Source organism: Kitasatospora sp. NPDC043949 (genome assembly GCF_056435365.1).
In genome coordinates this window covers 253,950-276,383 of the sequence record NZ_JBWKEQ010000002.1, presented here as the reverse complement: position 1 = coordinate 276,383, position 22,434 = coordinate 253,950, and the positions used below count along the sequence as shown (strand labels likewise).

Here is a 22,434-nt window from a genome sequence, read left to right as displayed (position 1 = left end):
GGGACACGGGGTCTCACCGGCTCCGGTGCGCCCTCAGGTGTCGAGCCCAACTCGCCGACTGCGCTGAGGAGTCGGGCGAACACGAGGCCCGGTGGCGCTAGCAGATGACCCGGCGGCGGGCAAGGGTGGCAGGTGGCGGGACCTCGCCAAGCGGATGTCAAGATTCCGTATTGGAAGTTCTACAGGGATGTAAAAGTCGATTCCGGCCCGCTCGGCTCCGCGCGCCGAATCGGCGTTCGACGGTCGATCGGACATCGGTGCAGGCGGTCGGGCGTGGTTCGGGTGGGAACCCACTGCAAGGCGCGGTGAATTGCCCCGTTTTGCCCACCACTTGAGGGCCCTGGCGAGCTGGCGGGACCTGGCCAATCGCTGAAGTAGACCTGTCAATTCACCTGCTGGATTGTCATGCTTCTGGACAGCCCCGGCGGTAGCCCCCACCCCCACCCCTTGGTGGCTCGCCGCTCGACCGCTCGGGGTTTCAGCACGTCAGCGCCCATTTCCGCCCCACAGGTGCCGACCCCGGCCCCCGGAACGCGGCGCGACCGCGTCCACACGCGGTTTCCCGGAAGGACTCGCACGTGAAGCGAAAGCTCGCAGCTGTCGCCGTACTGTCGGCCACCGCCCTGCTGACCGGTGTGATCCAGGTGAGCACCGCCGCCCAGGCCAGCCCCGTCGCCGGCCTCCAGGCCCAGGCCGACCACCAGCACGCGGCCGTGCTCGCGCTGGCCGGCGGCCAGTCCGGCCCGCTCGCCAAGGCCCTCGCCCTCGGCGAGAAGGAGCGGCTCGTCGCCAAGGACGCCGTGGTGGACAAGGACGGCACCCGGCACCTGCGCTTCGAGCGCACCTACGCCGGCCTGCCGGTGCTCGGCGGCGACCTGGTCGTCCACCAGAAGGCCAACGGCTCGGTCAAGTCGGTCGACAAGGCGGTCTCCGCCAAGCTCGCGCTGCCGAGCCTGACCCCGCAGATCCCGGCCGACCAGGCCGCCACGCAGGCCACCGGCGCGGTCAAGGCCACCGTCGGGGTCACCCTCGACGCCGACGAGTCCCCGCTGGCCGACGTGCACCAGACCGGCAAGGCCGAACTGGTCGTCTGGGCGACCGACGGCAACCCGCGCCTGGCCTACCGGACCACCGTCGAGGGCGTGCGCGCCGACGGCACCCCGAGCAACCAGGTGCTCGTCACCGACGCCGCCACCGGCAAGGTGCTGTCCACCCACGAGAAGATCCAGACCGCCGCCGGCACCGGCAAGGGCGTCTTCGTCGGCCAGGTGCCGCTCACCACCGCGCAGAGCGGCTCCAGCTACTCTCTGAAGGACGACAGCCGCGGCGGCCAGTCCACCAGCGACATGAGCAACGGAACCGCCGGCAACGGCTCGCTGTTCGCCAACACCTCCAACAACTTCGGCGACGGCACCGCCTCCAACCGCGAATCCGCCGCCGTGGACGCCCAGTTCGGCGCGGCCACCACGTGGGACTTCTACAAGAGCACCTTCGGCCGCAACGGCATCCGCAACGACGGTGTCGGCGCCGCGAGCCGCGTCCACTACGGCTCCAACTACGTCAACGCCTTCTGGGACGACAGCTGCTTCTGCATGTCCTACGGCGACGGCAACGGCGACGCCGCCCCGCTCACCGAGATCGACGTGGCCGGCCACGAGATGAGCCACGGCGTCACCGCCGCCACGGCGAACCTCAACTACTCAGGTGAGTCCGGTGGCCTCAACGAGGCCACCTCCGACATCATGGGCACGATGGTCGAGTGGTACGCCAACCTGCCCTCCAACCCGCCGAACTACTGGATCGGCGAGCTGATCAACCTGAACGGCAACGGCACCCCGCTGCGCTACATGGACCAGCCCAGCAAGGACGGCCAGTCCGCCGACTCCTGGTCCGCCGGCGTGGGCAACCTCGACGTGCACTACTCGTCGGGCGTGGCCAACCACTTCTTCTACCTGCTGTCGGAGGGCAGCGGCGCGAAGAGCATCAACGGGTTCGACTACAACAGCCCGACGGCCGACGGCTCCTCGCTCGCGGGCATCGGCCGGGACAAGGCCGCGCAGATCTGGTACCGCGCGCTGACCGTCTACTTCACCTCCACCACCGACTACGCGGGCGCCCGGGCGGGCACCCTCAGCGCGGCGGCGGACCTGTACGGCAACGGCAGCGCCGAGTACAACGCGGTCGCGGCCACCTGGACGGCGGTCAACGTCAACTGACGACCGCCTGAGTGGGCCCTGCCGAACCGTGGGTGCCGGCGGGCGGGGCCGCACGGCGGGGGCGACGGTGTGCGGACCACCGTCGCCCCCGCCGTCATGTGCGCGGGGCGCGGCGCGCGGGCGCAGCGATGCGGGGTTGGACGCCGGAACCGTCAGTCCCACCGTCAGTCCCACCGTCAGTCCCACCGTCGGTCGGAGCAGTCGGAGCGGTCGGAGTGCGGCGGCGGTAGCGCTGTTCGGTCGCGGTGCACGCGGCGAGCAGCAAGGCCGCCGCCGTGGCCGCGGTGATCGCGAACGGCGCGGCGGGCGCGAAGTGCGTGGTCGCCCAGCCGCCCAGGAAGGTGCCGGCCGATTGCGCCAGGATCAGCGCGCTGACCAGCGCAGCCATCGCCTCGCCCAGCCGGACGGCCGGCACCGTCCGCTCGGCCAGGCCGAACATCGTGATCATCTGTGGTGCGACCGCCACCCCGAGGAGGCCCACGGCAACGGTCAGGCTCCACAGGCTCCCGGTGGAGACGAGCAGGACGCAGGAGGCGGCGAACAGCAGCGCCATCCCGGCCAGCAGCAGGACGTAGGGCACGGTGAGCAGTCGCTCAGGGCGCGAGGTGCTTCCGGATCTGGTCCAGGATCAGGCCGGCCCCGGTGTAGCCGATCCCGAGCATCCACAGGCTGTCGTCGACCCGGAACACCCGGCCGGTGCGGACGGCGTCCAGGCTCTTCCACAGCGCGCCATCGGTGATCCTGCCCTGGTCGGACTTGGCCGCGTCCCCGTAGACCGAGTAGAAGATGACGTCGGCCGCCGCCTGGTCCACCTGCTCGGGGCTGATCTCGACCGAGAACCCGGGCTTGTCCTGGTTGGCGGGCCGGCCGAGCCCGAGGTCCTTGAACAGCGAGCCGACGAAGGTGTCGTTGAGGTACAGCCTGGTCGGTGCGCCCGCGAGGAAACGAGCCATCTCGACCCGGGTGGCGGCGGCCTTGGCCGGGCCGCCGAGTGCGGTGACGAGGTCCCGCGCCTTCGTCCGGTACGCCGCGTCGGCCGCTTCGGCTTCGGCCTGCCGGCCCATCGCCTCGGCGTGCAGCCGGACGTTCTCCTTCCAGGTGGGCCCGGTGGTCTTGGACAGCACGGTCGGCGCGATCTTCGTCAGTTCGTCGTACCGCTTGTCGTCGCGCACCTGGTTGCTCAGGATGAGGTCCGGCCGCAGCGCCGCGATCGCCTCCAGGTTGGGCTGCCCGATGGCGCCGACGGCCTTCGTCGTGGCCAGCCGTTCGGCGGGCAGGTAGGCCGGGAAGGGAGCGCCCTCGGTGACGGTGGTCGCGCCGACCGGCGTGAGCCCGAGGGTGACCACCGAGTCCAGCGCGTCGGTGTCCAGCGCCACCACCCGGGTGGCCCGGGCCGGTACGGTGCTCTCGCCGCGAGCGTGCCGGACGGTCCGGGGGCCGGCCCCGCTGGACCCGCCGGAACCGCCCGGCGCGCCGGGCTCACCGGTCGCGCCGGTCGAACCGGCGGACGGTGCCGGGGAGTTCGGTCCGCAGGCGGCGAGCGCGAGGCCCGGGGTGAGCCCGGCGGCGAGGCCGAGTGCGGCGCGGCGACTGAGGGGTCTGGGCATCGGCGGTTCCTCCAACGGGTGGGCAGGGCGCGGGAATCCCTGCCCTCCCGTCGGAGGGGTTACGCCTCGGTGTCGTTCTCCCGTCGCTGGCGCAGCAGTTCGTCGTACTCTGCGGGCACCCGCCGGTCCATCGCGAGGGCGAACTGCGCGTCGACGACCGTACGGGCCAGCGGCCGCACCCGCAGGATGCGTTCGGTGAGCCGGGCCGCCTCGCCGGGCGGCAGCGGGGCGTCGGCGGCGAGGGCGCCGAGCAGGTGCTCGCCGACCACGTCGATGAAGATCTCGGCGATGGCTTCCACGTGCTCCTGGGTTCGTCGGCTGGCGTCCAGCACCACGGAAAGCGGTACGCCCTCGGCGACGAGTGCGGTGGTGGCGTCCATCAGGCGGCGGCTGATGTGGGTGATCCCGTCGTCGTCGATCGTGATGTAGCCCTGGGCGATCGACTCGGCGGTGTTCTCCTCGGTGAGCTGGTCGTTGAAGACGGTCCTGAGTTCGTCCCAGTCCAGGCGCACCGGGGTCTCGTCCGACCAGGGGGCGACGATCGCGGCCTCCAGCCCGATCAGCTCGGCGACGTCCCGCCCGCTCTCGCCGGCGCCGATCAGTTCGGCGATGCCGCCCAGGGTGTGGCCGCGGTCCAGCAGTTCGCCGATCATCCGCAGCCGGGCCAGGTGCTCCTCGCCGTACCAGGCGATCCGGCCCTCCTTGCGGGGCGGCTGGAGCAGTTTGCGCTCGCGGTAGAAGCGCAGCGTCCGGCTGGTGATGCCGGCCGCCTCGGCCAGTTCCTCCACCCGGTACTCGCGTTTTCCGTCACCCGCAGCAGCTCTGACCTTGTCCACGGCGATCAGCATAGGTCCGGCACCTCCGAAGGCTCCCGGAATCCGGGTGGCCGCGCTTCTTCCATCCGGTGTCAGCAAGGGCTACCCTGCCAATCATGCCAGTAATTACTGGCGCGATTAGCGGGGCTCCGACGCCGGTCGTCGGGGAGCCCAAGGCAGTGCGCACAGCACCATGCGGAGCAGCACCAGAGCGACACCGCGGCTTCACCCGGGCGCATCAGGGCAACATCAGAGCAGCGCCAGGGCGGTACGAGAGCAGTCGAGCACAGCACGAGCACGGCGTCGTCGGCGCGCCAGGACGCGCGGCACGAGCGGGCGCCACGGTACGGCAGCGCGAAGATCATCGCCCCACCCTCAGGAGGAGGCCGCATGGCATCCAGCAGCAAGCGCCCCCGCTCCGGCACGTCCGGTGCCCCCGCGGCGGACGAGGCCGTCCCGCACGTGCGGGTGGCGGTGATCGGCTCCGGCTTCGGCGGTCTCGGCGCCGCGGTCCGGCTGCGCCGCGCCGGGATCACCGACTTCGTCGTCCTGGAGCGCGCGGACTCGGTCGGCGGCACCTGGCGCGACAACAGCTACCCCGGCTGCGCCTGCGACGTGCCCTCGCACCTCTACTCCTTCTCCTTCGCGCCCAACCCCGCGTGGCCGCGCAGCTTCTCCGGCCAGCCGGACATCCGCGCCTACCTGGAGAAGGTCGCCACCGTCTTCGGCCTCCGCCCGCACCTTCGGTTCAACACCGAAGTGCTGGAGGCGCGTTGGGAGGCCGAGCAGGTCCGCTGGCGGATCACCACCTCGGCCGGTCAGTGGACCGCGGACGCGGTGGTCTCCGCCGCCGGACCACTGGCGGACCCGCAGATCCCCGACCTGCCGGGGCTCGGCGCCTTCCCCGGCAAGGTGTTCCACTCCTCCCGCTGGGACCACGACTACGACCTGACCGGCAAGCGGGTCGCGATCGTCGGCACCGGAGCCTCCGCCGCCCAGATCATCCCGTCGATCCAGCCGAAGGTCGGCAGGTTGACGGTCTTCCAGCGCACGCCCGCCTGGGTCCTGCCGCGCCGGGACCGCGAGATCAGCCAGCTGGAGAAGTGGCTGCACGACCGCGTGCCGGTCACCGGGAAGATCCGCCGCGGCACCCTGTTCGCCCTCCGAGAGCTCCAGGTGGACGCCTTCGTGCGCCGCCCGGGAATGCTGCGCGTGGTCCAGCAACTCGCCGAACGCCACCTCGCCCAGGGCGTTCCCGACCCGGCCCTGCGCGCCAAGCTGACCCCGGACTACCGGATCGGCTGCAAGCGCATCCTGCTCAGCAACACCTACTACCCGGCGCTCGCCGCGGCCAACACCGAGGTCGTCGCCTCCGGCCTGCGTGAACTGCGCGGCTCCACCCTGGTCGCCGCCGACGGCAGCGAGCACGAGGTCGACGCCATCGTCTTCGGCACCGGCTTCCACGTCACCGACATGCCCATCGGGGCCCGGGTGTTCGGCGCCAACGGCACCAGCCTGGCGGAGGAGTGGAAGGACGGCATGGAGGCGCTGCGCGGCTCGGCCGTGCACGGCTTCCCGAACCTGTTCTTCGTGATCGGTCCCAACACCGGCCTCGGCAACAGCTCGATGATCCTGATGATCGAGTCCCAACTGAACTACCTGATCGACGCGTTGACCACGCTCAAGTCGATCGGTGCCACCGCGATGCAGCCCACCGTCCGGGCCCAGCGGCAGTGGAACCTAGAACTCCAGCACCGGATGGACCGCACCGTCTGGACCACCGGCGGCTGCCGCAGCTGGTACCTGGATCCGAACGGCAAGAACACCGTGCTCTGGCCCGGCTCCACCACCGCGTTCCGCCGCGCCACCCGCAAGGTCGACCTCGGCGAGTACGAACTGATCATGCGCGCCGGCCAGGACGCCGCCCGTACCGCGCAGGAGGTGTCCGCATGAGCGCCGCCGAGCTGCCCGCCGAGTACGTCCCGCCCGTGCCCGTCGAGGAGTTGAGCATCCGATCGGCGGACGGGATCCGGCTGCACGTCGAGGTCCACGGCCAACCCGGGGCGCCGACCGTCGTGCTCGCCCACGGCTGGACCTGCTCAACCGCCTTCTGGGCTCCGGTGATTCGCCAACTCACCGACCGCTACCGAGTGGTGGCCTACGACCAGCGCGGCCACGGGCACAGCGAGATCCCGCCGAGCCGGGTCCGCTACTCCACCCGGGCACTGGCCGAGGACCTCTCCGCCGTCCTCGCCCGGACCGTCCCGGCGGGGGAGAAGGCCGTGCTCGCCGGGCACAGCATGGGCGGGATGACCATCATGGCCGCCGGTGGCCGCCCCGAGATCGCCGACCGGACCGCCGCCGCCGTCCTGGTCTCCACCGGGCCGGGGGAGCTGGTGGCCGAACTCGCCGTGCTGCCCGAGGCGGTGCGTTCCCCGGGGCTGCGCCGCTTCCTGAACCGCCTGCTGCTGCGCTCCCGGCTGCCGCTCGGGCCGGTCTCGCCGGTCACCCGTGTCGCGCTCAAGTACGCGACCATGGGTCCGGGTTCGTCCGCCGGGCAGGTGGAGGCGACGGCCCGGATCGTGCATGCCTGCCCGACCGCCGTACGCGCCAACTGGGCGGGCGTCCTCGACCGCCTGGACGTCCACGCCGGACTCGCCCGGCTCGCCGTACCGACCGCGGTCGTGGTCGGCACCGCGGACCGGTTGACCCCACCGGTGCACGCGCACCGGATCGTCGCCGAACTCGCCGACCCACAGGGGCTGTTGCTGCTTCCGGGGGTCGGGCACATGGCGCCGCTGGAGCGGCCGGTGGAGGTCGCGGCCGAGATCCACCGCTTGGCCGCCGCGTACCTGTCCGCCGCGCCCGCTTCCGTCTCCGCTCCTGCTCCCTCCCCCTCCACCTCCGCCTCCTCCGCCTCTGCGCCCGTCTCCGAGAGGACCGCCGCCGCATGAACGCCATCCCGCCGTTGTCCGCGCAGGTCGTCGTCGTCACCGGGGCCGCCCGCGGGGTCGGGGCTTCGCTCGCCCACACGCTCGCCCGGCGCGGGGCCAAGGTCGCCCTCCTGGGGCTGGAGCCGGACGAGCTCAAGGCCGTCGCGGCGCAGTGCGGCGCGGCCGCGACCAGTTGGGAGGTGGACGTCACCGACCTCGACGCGCTCGGCGACGCCGCCCGTCGGATCAAGGAGCACTACGGCCGGATCGACACCGTGGTCGCCAACGCCGGCATCGCCATCGGCGGGCCGGTGGTGGACAGCGATCACCGGGCGTTCAGCCGGGTGATCGAGGTCAACCTGCTCGGCAGCGTCGCCACGGCCAGGGCCTTCCTGCCCGCCCTCGCCGAGAGCCGGGGCTACCTGCTGCAGATCGCCTCGCTCGCCGCGCTCACTCCCGCGCCGCTGATGAGCGCGTACTGCGCCAGCAAGTCCGGGGTGGAGGCCTTCGCCCACTCGCTCCGCGCCGAGGTCGCCTACCAGGGGGTCAAGGTCGGCGTGGGATACCTGAGTTGGACCGACACCGACATGGTGCGCGGCGCCGACGAGGACGCCGTGCTCAAGCAGATGCGCACCAGGCTGCCGTGGCCGGCCAACAAGACCTACCCGCTGGAGCCCGCAGTGGAGCGGATCGTCGCCGGCATCGCCCGGAGGTCCGCCCACGTCTACGCGCAGGCCTGGCTGCGCGGCATGCAGCCGGTCCGCTGGCTGCTGCCGAGCCTGATCGCGGCGGTCGGCTCCCGCGACGTCGCCCGGATCGCGCCCCAGCTCGCCGCCACCGCCGCCTCCCGGTTGCGTGCCGTCGGCGCCGGCGGAGCTGCGGACACGGCGGTGCGGGGCGGCCGGAGCGGCGCCGTCGACTGACGGCCGTCGACTGACAACTGACAACTGACAGATTTCAACTGACGGATAACAGATAACAGATTTCAACAGCTGTTATCTGTTATCCGTCAGTTGTCCGTCGGTCCGTCGGTCCGTCTGGCCGCCCGGCCGCCCGTCACTCCATCCACTCCTCCGCCGTCCCCCGCGCGATCCGCGCCAGCGTCTCCAGCGCTCGCGTCAGCACGGGCAGCGGCGGCGAGGCCAGGGCGACTCGGACGGCGGACGGGGAACGCCGGGGGTCGGCGGCGAACGCCGCCGCGGGTGTGACGGCGATGCCCGCCCGCGCCGCCGCCGCGACGAACGTCTCCGCCCGCCAGGCCGTCGGCAGCTCCCACCACAGGTAGTACGAGCAGGGGTCGGCCCGGACGTGCTGCCCCGCCAGCACCTCGCGCGCCAGCCGCTGACGCGCGACGGCGTCGGCGCGCTTGGCTGCCGCGACCTCGGCCACGGTGCCCTCCCCGATCCAGCGCACGGCCGCCTCCAGGGCGAACCCGCTGGGCGTCCAGCCACCCGAGCGCAGTGCGCCCGCGATCCGCTCGCGCAGCGCGACGGGGACGACCGCGAACCCGGTGGTCAGCCCGGGCGCGAGCCGCTTGGAGAGGCTGTCGACGAGGACGGTGCGTTCCGGTGCGAGGCTGGCGAGGGCGGTCAGCTCCGGGCGGAGGAAGGACCAGATCGCGTCCTCGACGACCGGCAGGTCGAGGCGGCGCAGTTCCTCGGCGAGGGCGGCCGTCCGCTCGTACGGCAGGCTCCCGCCGAGCGGGTTCTGCAGCCTCGGCTGGACGTAGACGGCGCGCAGCGGCGCGGCCCGGTGGGCGGTGGCCACGGCGTCGGGCAGCAGCCCGTGCTCGTCGACGGCCAGTGGCACGAGTGTGATGCCCAGCCGCTGGGCGACGGCCTTGACCACCGGGTAGGTCAGCGCCTCCACCCCCAGCCGGTAGCCGGGCAGCACCAGTGCGGACAGCGTCGCGGCGATGGCCTGCCGCCCGTTGCCCGCGAACAGCAACTCCTCCCCGGCGATCTCCGGGTTGACCTCCTGATCCCCGCCCGAAGGGTCCCCGCCCGACCGGACACCGCCCGACCGGTCGCCGTCCATCCGATCCCCGCCCGTCCGGCGTTCGTCCGACAGCAGTGCCGCGAACGCCTGCCGGGCCGCGCCCGTCCCGGCCGCGCCCACCGGTGCGAGCGCGGCACCCAGCGCGTCGGCCCGGAGCAGCGGCGCCAGTCCGGTGGCCAGCAGTCCGGCCTGCTCGGGGACGGCGGGGTAGTTGAGTTCCAGGTCCACCGGCGCGCCGGCCGGTTCGGCGAGTGCCACCTGCCCGCCGGTTGCCCCGCCGCCGGCCCCCTGCCCGGCCCGGACGAAGGTGCCGCGCCCGACCTCCCCGGTGGTCAGTCCGCGCCGGGTCAGTTCCCGGTAGACGCGCCCGGCCGTGGAGTTGGCGATGCCCCGGCTGCGGGCGAAGGCGCGCTGGGTGGGCAGTTGCCGGCCCGGTCGCAGCCGCCCGTCGGTGATGGCGCCGGCGATCTCGTCGGCGATCAGGCGGTAGTCGTCCATCGGGGGGACCCCTCCACACGAGTTGACGGCATTGCACGGCATCGCACCGATATTGCACCGAGTGCAAAGTCATCATTGCATTGAGATCGACGCCGGGCCTAGCCTCCTCGCATGGAAGCACTGACCCCCACCGCTCCCGCCGCATCCGCCCTGTCCGCTGTGGGCGGGCACGCCGTACTCGGGATCGCCGCCGTGGCGCTCGGGATGGTGCTGACACCGGGGCCCAACATGATCTACCTGGTCTCCCGGTCGATCGCCCAGGGCCGCCGCGCCGGGCTGCTGTCGCTGATCGGGGTCGCGGCCGGCTTCCTGGTCTACCTGGCCGCGGTGACGGCGGGCGTGGCTGCCGTGTTCTCGGTGGTGCCCGCCCTCTACACCGCGATCAAGCTGGCCGGCGCCGGCTACCTGCTGTGGTTGGCCTGGAAGGCCGTCCGTCCGGGCGGTACGGCGGTGTTCGCCCCGCAGCAGCTGCCGCCGGATCCGCCGCGCCGGCTGTTCGCGATGGGCTTTCTGACCTGTCTGCTCAACCCCAAGATCGCCATCATGTACATCTCGCTGCTGCCCCAGTTCGTGGCGCCCGAGCGCGGTCACGTCGCGGTGCAGAGCCTGGTGCTGGGGCTGGCCCAGATCGTGGTGGCGGTCACCGTCAACGGGCTGATCGCGGTGAGCGCGGGAGGCATCGCGTCCTTCCTCAACCGCCGTCCCGCCTGGCTGCGGATCCAGCGCTACGCGATGGGGACGGTCCTCGGCGGCCTCGCCGTCCACATCGCCGCCGACCGCGCCAAAGCCGTGGCAGCCTAGGCCCGTCGCCTCGGCCCGCAGTGCCGCGATGCCGCAGCGCCGCAGTGCCGCACCCCCCAGGGTCCTAAGCCGCCCGCAGCACCTCGTACGCCGCCTGTAGGAAACGCCCGTCCAGCGACGGCCCGGTGTTGGCCAGGGCCGCCACCGCGGCCGACGCCTGGGGCGAGAACCCGACGAAGGCGGTGAACCCCCGGGTCGCCCCGGCGTGGAAGTACAGGTCGCGCCCGCCCGGGCGGCGGTGGTTCCACACCAGGCACAGCTCGTCCGTCGAGCGCGGCAGCCGCAGCCGCGGTCGCTGGACCTCGCGCAGCGCGGCCGCCAACTCGCCGTGGCCACCGCCGAGATGCGCCCTCAGGTAGCGCAACAGGTCGGCCCCGCTCGCCCGGAGCGCGCCGGCCCCCGGCAGTCCGGGGATGTGCCAGGGTGGCAGTTCCTGCCCGCGCCGGTACCCGACCGCCCGCCCCGGCGGGTCCGCCGTACAGGTGGTGGCACCGAGGCCCAGCGGTCGGAGGACCCGTTCGGCGAGCAGTTCCCCATAGGGCGACCCGCCCGTCTCGGAGAGCACCCGACCGAGCAGTGCGACGCCGTAGTTGGAGTACCGGTACCGGCTGCCGGGCCTGCACCGTACGGTGGTTCGGGCCACCCCTGCCATCAACTGCTCGTCCCCGAACGCGACGTACGGATTGGTGAACCAGGTCGGTACGGCGCGCGCGGCCAGTCCGGGCGGCAGCCGGGGCAGGCCCGAGGTGTGGGTGGCCAGGTGCAGCAGCCGGATCGGCTCGGGGGAGCGGACGGTCACCGGGCGCCAGCAGTCCGGCAGGCGGCGTTCCACCGTGTCGTCCAGGGAGACGTCTCCGCGCGCGGCCATCTGTGCCAGCAGCAGCGCGGTGAAGGTCTTGCTGACCGAACCGAGTTCGAAGACGGTGTCCGGCGAGCACGCGGCCGTCCGCCCGTGCCCGAGCCGCCCGTGGCAGCGCACCTCCTCCGCGTCCCCGCGCGCGACGGCGACCGTGACGGCGCTGGCGTACGGCCCGGCCGCGCGCACCACCTCCGCGACCGCCGGACCCAGCCCGTTCACGCGACCGCCGTGGTGGCCCCGAGCGCCCGGGCGAGCGTGATGCCACCGGCCACCACCGCGACGACGGCGGTGTGCTGGTGGTCCTGGAACGCCTGCGCGCGGTCCTCGTCGACCGGGTCGGCGTCGCGCGGCAGCAGGCCGTCCTCGTGCTGGACGGCGGCCAGCGCGTCCCAGCCCTGCCGCCCGGTGGCCGGCTCACCGATGCACGCGTCGACCACGAGGAGTTCGGCGGCGAGGTCCCACTGGCCGATCTCCAGCCAGATGTCGAGCCAGGCCGGCAGCCAGTCGCGCACGTGGTCGCGCATCGGCTCCGGCAGGCCGTCCGGGCGGGCGCCCCAGTCCGTGAGGTGGAAGACGGTGTGGGTGATGTCGTAGCCGGTCATCCAGTTGACGGCCCACGGCTCGGGCGTGGCGCCCAGCCAGGTGCCGGCGGCGAGTGCGGCCCAGTCCGGCTGGTGGGCGAGCCCGATGACCCGTCGGGCGTTGGCGACCCCCAGGCGCCGGTTGGGGTGGATCTCCTCGGCGTGCGCGGCCCGCAACCGGCTGAGCGAATTGAGCAGTTCCTCCAGCGCCGGGTGGCGGTAGCCGGCCCGGGCGAAGTGGGCGTAGGTCTCCAGCGGGTCGGTCATGGTGAAGTGGCGCAGCTGCCGCTCGTACAGCAGGTCGCCCTCGCGCAGTTGCGCCCAGGCGTGGTTGAGCAGCTCGCGTGCGGTGCGGGCCTCGGTGGGCCCGGTGACGCCGTCGCGCAGGATCAGCGAAGCGGCCAGCGCGATCTCGCCGAGCGGCTTGTAGGCGTCGTCGGGGTCGGAGAGGTCGACCACGGTGTTGTCCGGGATCCGGCCGAGGCCGTCGGCGTGGGAGGCGTGCAGCCAGGCCAGCGCGCGGGAGGCGAGCCGCTGCGCGGTGGCGAGGACGTGGGTGTCGGTCATCGGACCCGGCTCCGTCGGTCGGTCGGCGGACGGGAGGAGCGGTCGAGCAGTCGACGGGCGACGGCCAGCTCGAGTCCGGTGCGGGCGCTGCCGTTGCCGGCCAGCCGGATGCGTTCCAGGACGGGCTCGACCTCCAGCCGCAGCGGCCGGCCCTCGGCACCGGCCCAGGCGAGCCAGCGGGCGAGCCGGGCGGCGGTGGGGAGGTCGCGGCGCAGCATGGAGCGGACGGTGCCGCGGGCAAGGGCCAGGGTGTGCGCGCGGGCGGTGTCGTGCACCGGGCCGTCGAGCCCGGGCAGCGCCAGGACGGACAGCTGGGCCATCCGTACCGACCAGGTCTGCCAGCCGACGGCCTCCGGGCCCGGAGGCGGCACGGGCGGCGGGGCACCGGTTCCGGAAGGCGTGCGGGCGAGCACCTGCCCGGCCGCCCAGTCCTGCCATGCGATCACCAGCGCGGCGTCGGCCGAGGCCGCTGCCGAGTCCGGTGCCGGAAAGGCCTGCCGCGCCTCGGCCAGCAGTACGGAGGTGGGCCCGTCGGGCGCGGCCCCGGAGAGTAGTTGCGGGGCGAAGAGGTCCGCGCCGAGCACCCGCAGCGCGGCCAGTGTCGGGCGCGGCACGGCGCCGTCCGGGTCCGCGAGCGCGGCTGTGCCTCCGTCGCCCCGGACGGCGTCGAGGGTCCGGCGCGCCACCCGTTCGACGGCTGCGGCGTACTCGTCGCGCAGTGGCGTCTCGGCGAAGGGCATCGGTGGTGTTCCTCCTGGTCGGGGAGCCCCCGGCGGGCGGCCTCGCGGGCGTGGGTTCGCGCGGACGGGCTCACGGGCGCGAGTTCACGCGGACGGACTCACGAGCGTGGGCTCACGAGCGCGGGTTCGCGCGGACGGTTCACGAACTCGGGCTCACGAGCCCTCGTCAGGCCCGCCGAGGAGCCGGGGAAGGGGGGCCGGTCCACGTCGGTGGACCGGCCCCGCGATCGGGCCGCCCGGCTACCGGGTCGGTGATCGGGTCGCCCGGCTGCTAGCGGGTCGACTTCTCCTTCGGCGGCTTCGGCGACAGCAACAGCGCCAGCAGCAGGAGTCCGAGGGCTTCGGGCGAGTACGTGGGCGCGTCGGACACGACGGCCTCGTCCTCCACCATCAGGCTCGCGAGTGTGTCCGTCTCGGCGCGCGTCGCGGTCGTCGCGGTCGTCGCGGTCGGCGTGGTCGTGGCGGTCGGCGTGGTCGTGGCCTTGTGGGTCCGGCAGTGAGTAAGCATCAGAAGTGCCTCCTCAGTTGAGCGTCACCGCCCGGTCGGGCGATGCCCCCGTCCGAACGGTACGGGCGCGGTCCGGTACCTGCATCCGCAGATGGCCGGCAGGGATAGTCCGTTCGGAGTGGGCGCGGCCGCGGTGAGTCGGTACCGTCGGGGGCATGACCACAGCCTTGATCACCGGCGCGACCGCCGGCATCGGAGCCGCGTTCGCCCGCCGGCTCGCCCGCAGCGGCTACCAGCTCGTCCTGGTGGCCCGGGACACCGGGCGCCTGGAGCGTGCGAGCGCCGACCTGCACGCCGAGCACGGAATCGAGGTGGAGGTGCTGACCGCCGACCTCGCCACCGACGAGGGCATCGCGGCCGTCGAGGCCCGGCTCGCCGACTCCGCCCGCCCGGTGGACCTGCTCGTCAACAACGCCGGTTTCGGCAACAAGGGCGCGTTCGGGACCGTCCCGCTCCAGGACGAGCTGGACATGCTGAAGGTGCACATCGAGGCGATCCTGCGGCTGACCACGGCGGCCCTGCCGGGGATGCGCGAGCGCGGTCGCGGCGCGGTCGTGAACGTCGCCTCGGTGGCGGCGTTCCTGCCGCGCGGCACGTACGGGGCGAGCAAGGCGTGGGTGGTGAGTTTCACCCAGGGCGTGCTGCGCGACCTCGGTGGCACCGGGGTGCGGATGATGGCGCTCTGCCCGGGCTTCACCCGCACCGAGTTCCACCAGCGGGCCGGCATGGGCACCGGCAACATTCCGGCCTGGTCCTGGCTCTCGGCCGAGCGGGTGGTGGCGGAGGCGATGCGCGACCTGGCCCGGGGCCGCTCGTTGTCCGTGCCGGGCAAGCGCTACAAGGCGGTGGTGGCCCTCGCCCGCCTGTTGCCCTCCGGCCGGCTGGGCGGCCTGTCCTCGAAGGCGGCGCGCAGCTACCGGACGAACTGACGCGGTCGGGGCGGTCGGGGCGGTCGGGGCGGCCGGGGCGGCCGGACGGTAGGCCGGGCGGTCGCGGCGCCGTGGGAATAGATCCAGCCTCACTATTAGCTAGTCTAACTATGAGCTATTCTCGCTATGCTGGCGGCCGTCCGACCGCCCCACCCACGGAGGTTTGCCCTTGAGACCCACCACCATCAACTGGACCCCGCCCGAACGCGCCCAGGGCGAGCCCCGCCCGCCGGCCCAGTGGCGGCGCATCCTCGGCCTCTTCCGCCCGTACACGGGCCGCCTCACCGTCGTCGGGCTGCTGGTGGCCGCCTCCGCCGTGGTGTCGGTGGTCTCGCCGTTCCTGCTCAAGGCGGTCCTGGACACCGCGATCCCGCAGGGCCGCACCGGGCTGCTCAGCCTGCTCGCGCTCGGCATGGTTCTCGCGGCCGTGGTGAACAGCATCTTCAACGTCCTGCAGACGCTGATCTCCACCACCGTCGGCCAGCGCGTCATGCACGACCTGCGCACCGCCGTCTACAGCCACCTGCAACGGCAGTCGCTGGCGTTCTTCACCCGCACCCGCACCGGCGAGGTGCAGTCCCGGATCGCCAACGACATCGGCGGCATGCAGTCCACCGTGACGTCCACCGCGACCAGCCTGGTCTCCAACTTCACCGCGGTGATCGCCTCCGTGGTCGCCATGGTCGCGCTCGACTGGCGGCTCACCGTCGTCTCGCTGCTGCTGCTCCCGCTGTTCGTCTGGATCAGCCGGCGGGTCGGCAACGAGCGCAAGAAGATCACCACCGAGCGGCAGAAGCAGCTGGCCGCGATGAGTTCGGCGGTCCAGGAGTCGCTGTCGGTCAGCGGCATCCTGCTCGGCCGCACGATGGGCCGTTCCGACTCGCTCGCCCGTGAGTTCACCGGGCAGTCCGACCAGTTGGCCGACCTCGAAGTGCGGTCCAGCATGGCCGGGCGCTGGCGGATGAACACCATCCAGATCGTCATGGCCGCGATGCCCGCGGTCATCTACTGGGCGGCGGGGCTGTCCGCGGCGGGCGGCGCGCCGATCGTCTCGGTCGGCACCCTGGTCGCCTTCGTCACCCTCCAGCAGGGCCTGTTCCGCCCGACCGTCAGCCTGCTCTCCACCGGCGTGGACGTGCAGACCTCGCTCGCGCTCTTCCAGCGCATCTTCGAGTACCTCGACCTGCCGGTGGAGATCGCCGAGCCGCCGAAGCCGCGGAACCTGACCGACATCCGCGGCGAGGTCCGCTTCGAGGACGTCGACTTCCGCTACGACCCCGCGCAGGAGCGGCCGACGCTCTCCGGGGTCGAACTCAAGGTCCCGGCCGGGAGCTCGCTGGCCGTGGTCGGTGAGACGGGCTCCGGCAAGACCACGCTCAGCTACCTCGTCCCGCGTCTGTACGACGTCACCGGCGGCCGGGTCACCATCGACGGCGTGGACGTGCGCGAACTGTCCTTCGACACGCTGGCCCGCGCGGTCGGCGTGGTCTCCCAGGAGACCTACCTCTTCCACGCCTCGGTCGCCGAGAACCTGCGCTTCGCCAAGCCGGAGGCCACCGACGCCGAACTGGTCGAAGCCGCCCGGGCCGCGCAGGTCCACGAGACCATCGCCGCCCTGCCGGACGGCTACGACACCCTGGTCGGCGAGCGCGGCTACCGCTTCTCCGGCGGCGAGAAGCAGCGCCTCGCGCTCGCCCGGACGATCCTGCGCAACCCGCCGGTGCTGATCCTCGACGAGGCCACCAGCGCGCTCGACAACCGCACCGAACAGGCCGTCCAGCAGGCCGTGGACACCCTGGCCGCCGGCCGCACCACCATCACCATCGCGCACCGGCTCTCCACCGTCCGGGGCGCCGACCAGATCGCCGTCCTCGACCACGGTGAGGTGGTCGAACTCGGCACCCATGAGGAACTGGTGGAGCTGGACGGCCGCTACGCGGCGCTGCTGCGCCGGGAGGCGCCAGAGCCGGCCGTCGACGTACCGGAGCCGGCCGCGCTCGGACACGTGTGAGCGCCCGAGCGGGTGCGGCGAGGCGTGATGTGGCGGGGTGTGACGTAGCGAGGTGTGGCGGGGTGTGATGCGGCGCGGCGCGCGGCCGGGGCCTACGCGGCCTTCGGCGCCTCGTTGTAGCTCTCCGCGACCTCCTGGCCGGAGAGCCGCTGGATCGCCGCCATCACCTCGTCGGTCACCTGTCGACGGGCCTTCAGCGAGCGGGCCTGCCCGTGCAGCTCGTCGAAGTGCAGCGGCTCGCCGAACCGGACGGTCACCTTCTTGATCCGCGGCACCCGCTTGCCGACCGGCAGGATCTGCTCAGGCCCCTCCAGCGCCACCGGCACCACCGGTACGCCCGCGGTCAGCGCCAGCCAGGCGACGCCCGTCTTGCCCCGGTAGAGCCGGCCGTCCAGCGACCGGGTGCCCTCGGGGTAGATGCCGAAGGCCTTGCCGTCCTCCAGGATCTCCAGCGCCGACTCCAGCGAGGCCTGAGCAGAACGGTAGGTGCCGCGCTCGACCGGCACCGCGCCGATCGCCTCGAAGAAGTCCTTGGAGAGCCGGCCCTTGAGCCCCGTTCCGGTGAAGTACTCGGCCTTGGCGAGGAAGTGGACCCGGCGCGGGGCGGTGAGCGGGATCACCACGCTGTCGATGAAGGACAGGTGGTTGCTGGCCAGGATGACCCCGCCCTTGCGCGGCACGTTCTCGATGCCCTCGATGGTCGGCCGCCAGATGCCGCGTGAGACGGGTTTCAGCACCAGCCTGGTGGCGAGATCGAGCATGGTCCCTCCCTGGACGAACGATCGCCCGGGAGGAGCCCGGGCCTGCAATCAGATCCGCAGACTACGACAACCACCCCCGCGGCCGTCCACTCCCGGCGACCGTGGCGCGCACCACGGCCGGGTAGGGTACGCCCGTCCGAACAGAGCACAACCCCGCAGTACCAGGAGGGCACGATGGAGACCACCGAGGCGATCAAGGCCATGTTCGACCGTTTCGACAAGAACGGCGACGGCAAGATCACTCCGGCCGAATACGCGCTGGTCGCGAACGAGATGGGCGACCACGACGTGACGCTGTCGATGGCCGAGGCCCTGATCCACGCCATGGACACCCACCACCAGGGCTTCCTGACCTTCGACGAGTTCCTGGCCGCCCGCCAGCGCTGAGCGTGCCGACGGGTCCGGTCGCCGTACCGGCGGCGCCGGGCCCGGTGCCACCCGGCTCCTCAGGGCTCCGGGAGCGCCGCGCGACGCCTCAGGACTCCACCGGGAACACCCGGCGCACCACCCGCTCCGCCGCCCCGCCGTCGTCCCACGGGCAGAACCGCGCCCGGAAGCGCGCCCGCGCGGCCGGCTCCGGATCGCCCGCCAGCAGCGCCTTCGCCAGCCCGTCCGGGTCCACCGTGACGGCCCCCGGCGGCTGCTCGAACAGGTCGAAGTAGACGCCGCGCACCCGCTGGTACTCCTCCCAGTCCGGCGCGAAGATCACGACCGGCCGGTCCAGCACCGCGTAGTCGAACATCATCGACGAGTAGTCCGTCACCAGCGCGTCCGCCGCGAGGTAGAGGTCCTCCACGGTCGGGTGGGCCGAGACGTCGACGATCGCGGCCGAACCCTCGCCCGCCGCCAGGTCGCCCGGGCCGCCGGTGTGGAAGTAGTGCGTGCGCACCAGCAGGGTGAAGTCCGGGCCCAGCCGCCGGGCCAGCTCCCGGACGTCCAGCAGCGGCACGTAGCCGCCCTGGTCGCCGCGGTGGGTCGGGGCGTACAGCACGGCCGTGGTGTCCGGCCGCAGCCCGAACCGCTCGCGCACGGCCCGCACTTCGTCCGGTGTGGTGTTGGCCAGCCGGTCGTTGCGCGGGTAGCCGGTGTCCAGCATCTCGTACCGGCCGGGGAAGGCGCGGGTGAAGTGCTCGCTGGTGTGCGGGTTGGAGGAGACCAGGAAGTCCCAGCGGTCGACGGCCTCCTGGAGCCGGTCGAAGTCCATCCCCTCGGCGGCTTCGGGGCGTTCGCGCAGGTCCATGCCCATCGCCTTGAGCGGGGTGCCGTGTTGGGTCTGCACGTGCACGGTGCCCGCCCGCTTCGCCATCGTGCGCGGGAAGTTGACGTTGTTGACGAAGTACTTGGCGGTCGCCATCGCCTTGAGGTAGGCCGGGGTGTTGACGATCACGTACGGCACGCCGGGCGGCATGGCCGCGGCCTGCTTGCGGTTCTCCACCACCCACACGCCCCGGATCTGCGGCGCCAGCTCCCTGGCCTTCTCGTAGATCGCCGCCGGGCTGCACGCGTAACCCCGGTGCCAGTACGCCGCGTAGACCGCCAGGTGCTCGTCCAGCGGCAGCCGGCGGAAGGCGTTGTACGCGGTGAACCGGGCGCCGCTGCGCACGCCCTTCTTCACGGCCGGGGCCACCGCCCGTGCCCCGCGCTTGAGTTCGCGCGGCAGCTGCCCGGTGCGGCGCAGCTCCGCGTACGCGATCCGGGCGCCGCGCGCGGCCAGCCGGTACTGCACGCCGCGCACGCCGCCGGGGTAGCGGTAGCCGGTCGGGCGGTGCCGGGCGAAGTGCCGGGCGATCTGGCGGAAGAAGTCCTTGCGCCGGTCGACGGGGACCAGCCCGGGGGTGTCGTAGACGTTCAGCGCCTGCCGGACGGTCCGGTCGAAGACCAGGGTGCGCAGCGCGTCGGGGACGGGCCGGCCGGGGCGGTCCGGGCGGTCCAGGAAGGCGAAGATCGCGTCGTACTGGGCGAACACGTCGGCGTGCTTGGGGGAGGCGGTGGCGGTGATCGCGCCGTCCCGGCCGCGCCGGTAGAAGTAGCAGGGGCGGTCGAGGTAGCGCAGCCGCTCGGCGGCCAGCAGCGCGGGGTAGGTGACCGAGATGTCCTCGTAGTAGCCGCGGCCGAAGGAGACGCCGAGGCCCTCCAGGAAGGCGCGGCGGAACACCTTGTTCCAGACCGACATCACGGTCTGGAACAGCGCCGGGTGCTCGGCCAGCGTGCACCCCTCGACCAGCGGGGAGTCGGCCAGCACGTGGCGCCAGGGGTTCGGCTCGGTCCCGCCGTCCGGGTAGACGTGGGTGAAGCCGGTGAGCAGGACGTCGGCGGGCGTCCCGGTCCCGCGCTGCCGCTCCTGCTCCCGCTCCAGTTCGTCCAGGATCGCGCCCACCGTCCGCTCGGGCAGCCAGTCGTCGCTGTCCACGAACCAGACGTACTCGCCGCGCACCTGCGCCAAGGCGGCGGTGCGGGCGCCGCCGAGGCCCTGGTTCTCGGTGAGGTGCAGGACCCGAAGTCGGGGATCGCGGGCCGCGTAGGCGTCCAGGATCGCGCCGGAGCCGTCGGGGGAGAGGTCGTCGACCGCGATCACCTCGAAACGGGACTCCGTGGCGGGGGTGTCGCCGAGGATCGAGTCGAGGCAGCGCGGCAGGAACCGCTCCACGCCGTGGACCGGGAGCACGATGCTGAGGAGGAGGGGCACGCTGGCCGAGTCTACCGATCCACCGGGTGCGACCTGCGGGGACGTCCGGCCGGAGTGATCGGTCGAGGTGACCGGCCGGGCTGACCGGTTGCCGTGGAGCCGTGGCCACGGTCGCCCCTGAGCCCGGAACCGCCGGTGCCGGGCCCTGAACGGGGCGGCACCGGCAGCCTGGCGGCGGCCCGGCCGACCCTCTACGGCCGGCCGCCTTTCCGGGCAGCTCGCGAGCCTGGCCACCGCAGCGTCGAGGCGGCCGGGCAGTGGCTCGCGGGAGCCGGAGTTCTTCATCACTCGAACACGCACCCGGGTGCGATGCGGGCGCGCACGTGTTCTCACAGATATTGCTTGGAGGATTGCCGGGAGTCAATCCCTCGAATGTGTTCACTTCATGAAGCCTGGAGGTGTCGACCGGTCGCTTTGTCGATGGCCCCGGCTGTCCCCTATATCCACCGCGGCATCCGCGTCGTGTCCACCGCCGCATCCCTCATGGCTCTCGGGCGGACCGGCGGGCCGCCCGCGGGACCACCGGCAGGACCGTCCGCAGGGACGCGTGCGGGGTCGCGTGCGCCCGGCGCGCGCCGCGTGGCCGGGCGCCGTGCCCGTGCCCCGGGTACTGCTGACAGATGGCCGGTCGTGCACCATCATTGATGCCTAGTCGTGATCGGCCTGGTGGCCCCTGGTGCATCGTCAGTTGACGCCGCACGATACGGTGGCACAACACCAAGGACGGTTGCGCGAAGGCCGTCCATCGCGGATAGTCTTCGCCTCACGGCCCTGGCGCCTCGTAGGGGTGGGAAAACTGATGGAACACATGCAAGTGCGGACTCGGCCCCGCGTGCCGGCGATCCAGTGCGGTGTCGGCACGACCGGCCGTCGGATCGACCGACACCTGGCCGTGCTCGGCGCGCCCGCGCTCCCGGCGGTGGACACCGCCGAGGCGCTCGGGTTGATAAGGGAGCTGACGCCGCGCGGCGCGGACGCCCCGACGGCCAAGCGTCGTCACGCGCGGATCTCGCTGCTGACGCCACTGCGCCGGCTGCGGCGAAGCCTCTTCGGCGGGCGCGGCTAGCGCCCGTCGGCTCGGGGCCCACGGCTCCGCGGCCCGGGGCCTCCCGGGCCACCCGATGCGGATCGGGACCCCGACCCGGCGGACCACACGGACCGTCGGGTCTTCGGCGTACCCGGCTCCGGGGCCGCCCCGGCTGGACCGATGTGGTCTAAACCTTTCACCCTAGTGCACCTCGCCGCCCCCACAGGCGGAGTCGGCGAGGTGCTGCGCGAGGCCCGCCGAGGTGGGTCAGGATGGCGCCATGGCGGACAACATCCACTCCACCCACCAGGGCCTCTTCCAGACCACCACCTTCGAGATCACCACCGGCAGCCGAGAGGTCGCGCTCGACATCACCGACCGCTGTGCCGCGTTCCTCACCGAACGGGCCGCCGGCCGCGACGGCCTGCTCAACGTCTTCGTCCCGCACGCCACCGCGGGAATCGCCGTCCTGGAGACCGGATCCGGCAGCGACGACGACTTCCTCGCCACCCTGCGCGAACTGCTCCCCGCCGACGACCGCTGGCGCCACCGGCACGGCAGCCCCGGCCACGGCCGGGACCACGTGGTGCCCGGCCTGGTCGCCCCGCACGCCACCCTGCCGGTGATCGGCGGCCAGCTGGCGCTCGGCATCTGGCAGTCCGTGGTGCTGATCGACACCAACGGTGACAATCCACGCCGGACCGTGCGGCTCTCCTTCTTCGGCTGATCCGGCTCCCTCGGCCGACACTCCTTCGGCCAGGAATTCTTCGGCCGACACTCCTTCGGCTGACTCGACGCTCTACTCGACGGCGGGACCGGGGGGGGGCGGGGGGGCGGGGGGGGGGGGGGGGGGGGGGGGGGGGAACAATAGCAAAAAGAGGACCAGCCCGCCGGGAC

General features: G+C 72.8%; 20 protein-coding genes. 10 read left to right on the top strand and 10 right to left on the bottom strand.

Features of this window, described 5'->3' with window-relative positions; translation table 11 throughout:
* Window positions 1-578 precede the first annotated feature (578 nt).
* Window positions 579-2,216, top strand: a complete 1,638-nt coding sequence (locus tag AC07AL_RS03385; protein WP_363579358.1) for a M4 family metallopeptidase — start codon at window positions 579-581, stop codon at window positions 2,214-2,216.
* A 94-nt stretch (window positions 2,217-2,310) separates the two neighbouring features.
* Here AC07AL_RS03385 and AC07AL_RS03380 read toward each other — a convergent pair whose 3' ends face one another.
* Genes AC07AL_RS03380 through AC07AL_RS03370 form a run of 3 tightly spaced genes read right to left on the bottom strand, consistent with a single transcriptional unit; the run spans window position 2,311 to window position 4,671 of the window.
* A complete protein-coding gene (locus AC07AL_RS03380) occupies window positions 2,311-2,796 on the bottom strand; it encodes an MFS transporter (RefSeq protein ID WP_478316652.1) in 486 nt (161 codons plus the stop codon).
* Window positions 2,797-2,809: 13 nt separating this feature from the next.
* The gene (locus AC07AL_RS03375) at window positions 2,810-3,823 is read right to left on the bottom strand and encodes an ABC transporter substrate-binding protein (RefSeq protein ID WP_478316650.1); all 1,014 of its coding nucleotides are present in this window, start codon (window positions 3,821-3,823) and stop codon (window positions 2,810-2,812) included.
* Between the two features lie 59 nt (window positions 3,824-3,882).
* Window positions 3,883-4,671 (bottom strand): MerR family transcriptional regulator, encoded by a 789-nt coding sequence (locus AC07AL_RS03370; protein ID WP_363579352.1) that lies wholly within the window; start codon window positions 4,669-4,671, stop codon window positions 3,883-3,885.
* Window positions 4,672-5,028: 357 nt separating this feature from the next.
* On the opposite strand from AC07AL_RS03370, the gene AC07AL_RS03365 reads away from it, so the two are divergent.
* The 3 genes from AC07AL_RS03365 to AC07AL_RS03355 are packed head-to-tail and all read left to right on the top strand — an operon-like array spanning window position 5,029 to window position 8,494.
* Window positions 5,029-6,591: a flavin-containing monooxygenase gene (locus AC07AL_RS03365; RefSeq protein WP_363579350.1), complete on the top strand. Its 1,563-nt coding sequence runs from the start codon at window positions 5,029-5,031 to the stop codon at window positions 6,589-6,591.
* Entirely contained in the window at window positions 6,588-7,592 is a 1,005-nt protein-coding gene (locus AC07AL_RS03360; protein ID WP_478316648.1) for an alpha/beta fold hydrolase, read from the top strand. The genes AC07AL_RS03365 and AC07AL_RS03360 overlap by 4 nt, the downstream gene beginning before the upstream one ends.
* Window positions 7,589-8,494, top strand: a complete 906-nt coding sequence (locus AC07AL_RS03355) for an SDR family oxidoreductase (protein ID WP_400804944.1) — start codon at window positions 7,589-7,591, stop codon at window positions 8,492-8,494. The genes AC07AL_RS03360 and AC07AL_RS03355 overlap by 4 nt, the downstream gene beginning before the upstream one ends.
* A 133-nt stretch (window positions 8,495-8,627) precedes the next feature.
* Here AC07AL_RS03355 and AC07AL_RS03350 read toward each other — a convergent pair whose 3' ends face one another.
* Window positions 8,628-10,067: an aminotransferase-like domain-containing protein gene (locus tag AC07AL_RS03350; RefSeq protein WP_478316646.1), complete on the bottom strand. Its 1,440-nt coding sequence runs from the start codon at window positions 10,065-10,067 to the stop codon at window positions 8,628-8,630.
* 204 nt (window positions 10,068-10,271) lie between these two features.
* On the opposite strand from AC07AL_RS03350, the gene AC07AL_RS03345 reads away from it, so the two are divergent.
* Complete coding sequence (locus AC07AL_RS03345; RefSeq protein ID WP_363579657.1) at window positions 10,272-10,868, top strand: LysE family translocator; 597 nt, start codon at window positions 10,272-10,274, stop codon at window positions 10,866-10,868.
* Between the two features lie 64 nt (window positions 10,869-10,932).
* On the opposite strand, the gene AC07AL_RS03340 is transcribed toward AC07AL_RS03345, so the two are convergent.
* From AC07AL_RS03340 to AC07AL_RS03325, 4 genes are all read right to left on the bottom strand, one after another.
* The gene (locus AC07AL_RS03340) at window positions 10,933-11,946 is read right to left on the bottom strand and encodes a serine hydrolase domain-containing protein (RefSeq protein WP_478316644.1); all 1,014 of its coding nucleotides are present in this window, start codon (window positions 11,944-11,946) and stop codon (window positions 10,933-10,935) included.
* Window positions 11,943-12,875, bottom strand: a complete 933-nt coding sequence (locus tag AC07AL_RS03335; RefSeq protein ID WP_478316642.1) for a DUF6895 family protein — start codon at window positions 12,873-12,875, stop codon at window positions 11,943-11,945. The genes AC07AL_RS03340 and AC07AL_RS03335 overlap by 4 nt, the downstream gene beginning before the upstream one ends.
* Window positions 12,872-13,615 carry a hypothetical protein gene (locus tag AC07AL_RS03330; RefSeq protein WP_478316640.1) on the bottom strand — a complete coding sequence of 248 codons (744 nt, stop codon included), beginning with the start codon at window positions 13,613-13,615 and terminating at the stop codon, window positions 12,872-12,874. The genes AC07AL_RS03335 and AC07AL_RS03330 overlap by 4 nt, the downstream gene beginning before the upstream one ends.
* 271 nt (window positions 13,616-13,886) lie before the next feature.
* Complete coding sequence (locus AC07AL_RS03325) at window positions 13,887-14,123, bottom strand: hypothetical protein (RefSeq protein ID WP_478316639.1); 237 nt, start codon at window positions 14,121-14,123, stop codon at window positions 13,887-13,889.
* A 155-nt stretch (window positions 14,124-14,278) separates the two neighbouring features.
* Here AC07AL_RS03325 and AC07AL_RS03320 point away from each other — a divergent pair, with 155 nt between their 5' ends.
* Both AC07AL_RS03320 and AC07AL_RS03315 read left to right on the top strand, forming a co-directional pair.
* Window positions 14,279-15,052, top strand: a complete 774-nt coding sequence (locus AC07AL_RS03320; RefSeq protein WP_363579335.1) for an SDR family NAD(P)-dependent oxidoreductase — start codon at window positions 14,279-14,281, stop codon at window positions 15,050-15,052.
* 169 nt (window positions 15,053-15,221) lie between these two features.
* Window positions 15,222-17,063, top strand: a complete 1,842-nt coding sequence (locus AC07AL_RS03315; protein WP_478316637.1) for an ABC transporter ATP-binding protein — start codon at window positions 15,222-15,224, stop codon at window positions 17,061-17,063.
* A 92-nt stretch (window positions 17,064-17,155) separates the two neighbouring features.
* Here AC07AL_RS03315 and AC07AL_RS03310 read toward each other — a convergent pair whose 3' ends face one another.
* The gene (locus AC07AL_RS03310) at window positions 17,156-17,824 is read right to left on the bottom strand and encodes a lysophospholipid acyltransferase family protein (protein ID WP_363579331.1); all 669 of its coding nucleotides are present in this window, start codon (window positions 17,822-17,824) and stop codon (window positions 17,156-17,158) included.
* Between the two features lie 174 nt (window positions 17,825-17,998).
* Between AC07AL_RS03310 and AC07AL_RS03305 the strand changes: the two genes are divergently transcribed.
* The gene (locus AC07AL_RS03305) at window positions 17,999-18,211 is read left to right on the top strand and encodes an EF-hand domain-containing protein (protein ID WP_363579329.1); all 213 of its coding nucleotides are present in this window, start codon (window positions 17,999-18,001) and stop codon (window positions 18,209-18,211) included.
* An 88-nt stretch (window positions 18,212-18,299) separates the two neighbouring features.
* On the opposite strand, the gene AC07AL_RS03300 is transcribed toward AC07AL_RS03305, so the two are convergent.
* On the bottom strand, window positions 18,300-20,510 hold the full coding sequence (locus AC07AL_RS03300; RefSeq protein ID WP_400804961.1) for a bifunctional glycosyltransferase/CDP-glycerol:glycerophosphate glycerophosphotransferase: 2,211 nt from the start codon (window positions 20,508-20,510) through the stop codon (window positions 18,300-18,302).
* Between the two features lie 799 nt (window positions 20,511-21,309).
* Between AC07AL_RS03300 and AC07AL_RS03295 the strand changes: the two genes are divergently transcribed.
* Window positions 21,310-21,576, top strand: a complete 267-nt coding sequence (locus tag AC07AL_RS03295) for a hypothetical protein (protein ID WP_063349971.1) — start codon at window positions 21,310-21,312, stop codon at window positions 21,574-21,576.
* 241 nt (window positions 21,577-21,817) lie between these two features.
* On the top strand, window positions 21,818-22,264 hold the full coding sequence (locus tag AC07AL_RS03290; protein WP_350875241.1) for a YjbQ family protein: 447 nt from the start codon (window positions 21,818-21,820) through the stop codon (window positions 22,262-22,264).
* Window positions 22,265-22,434 lie beyond the last annotated feature (170 nt).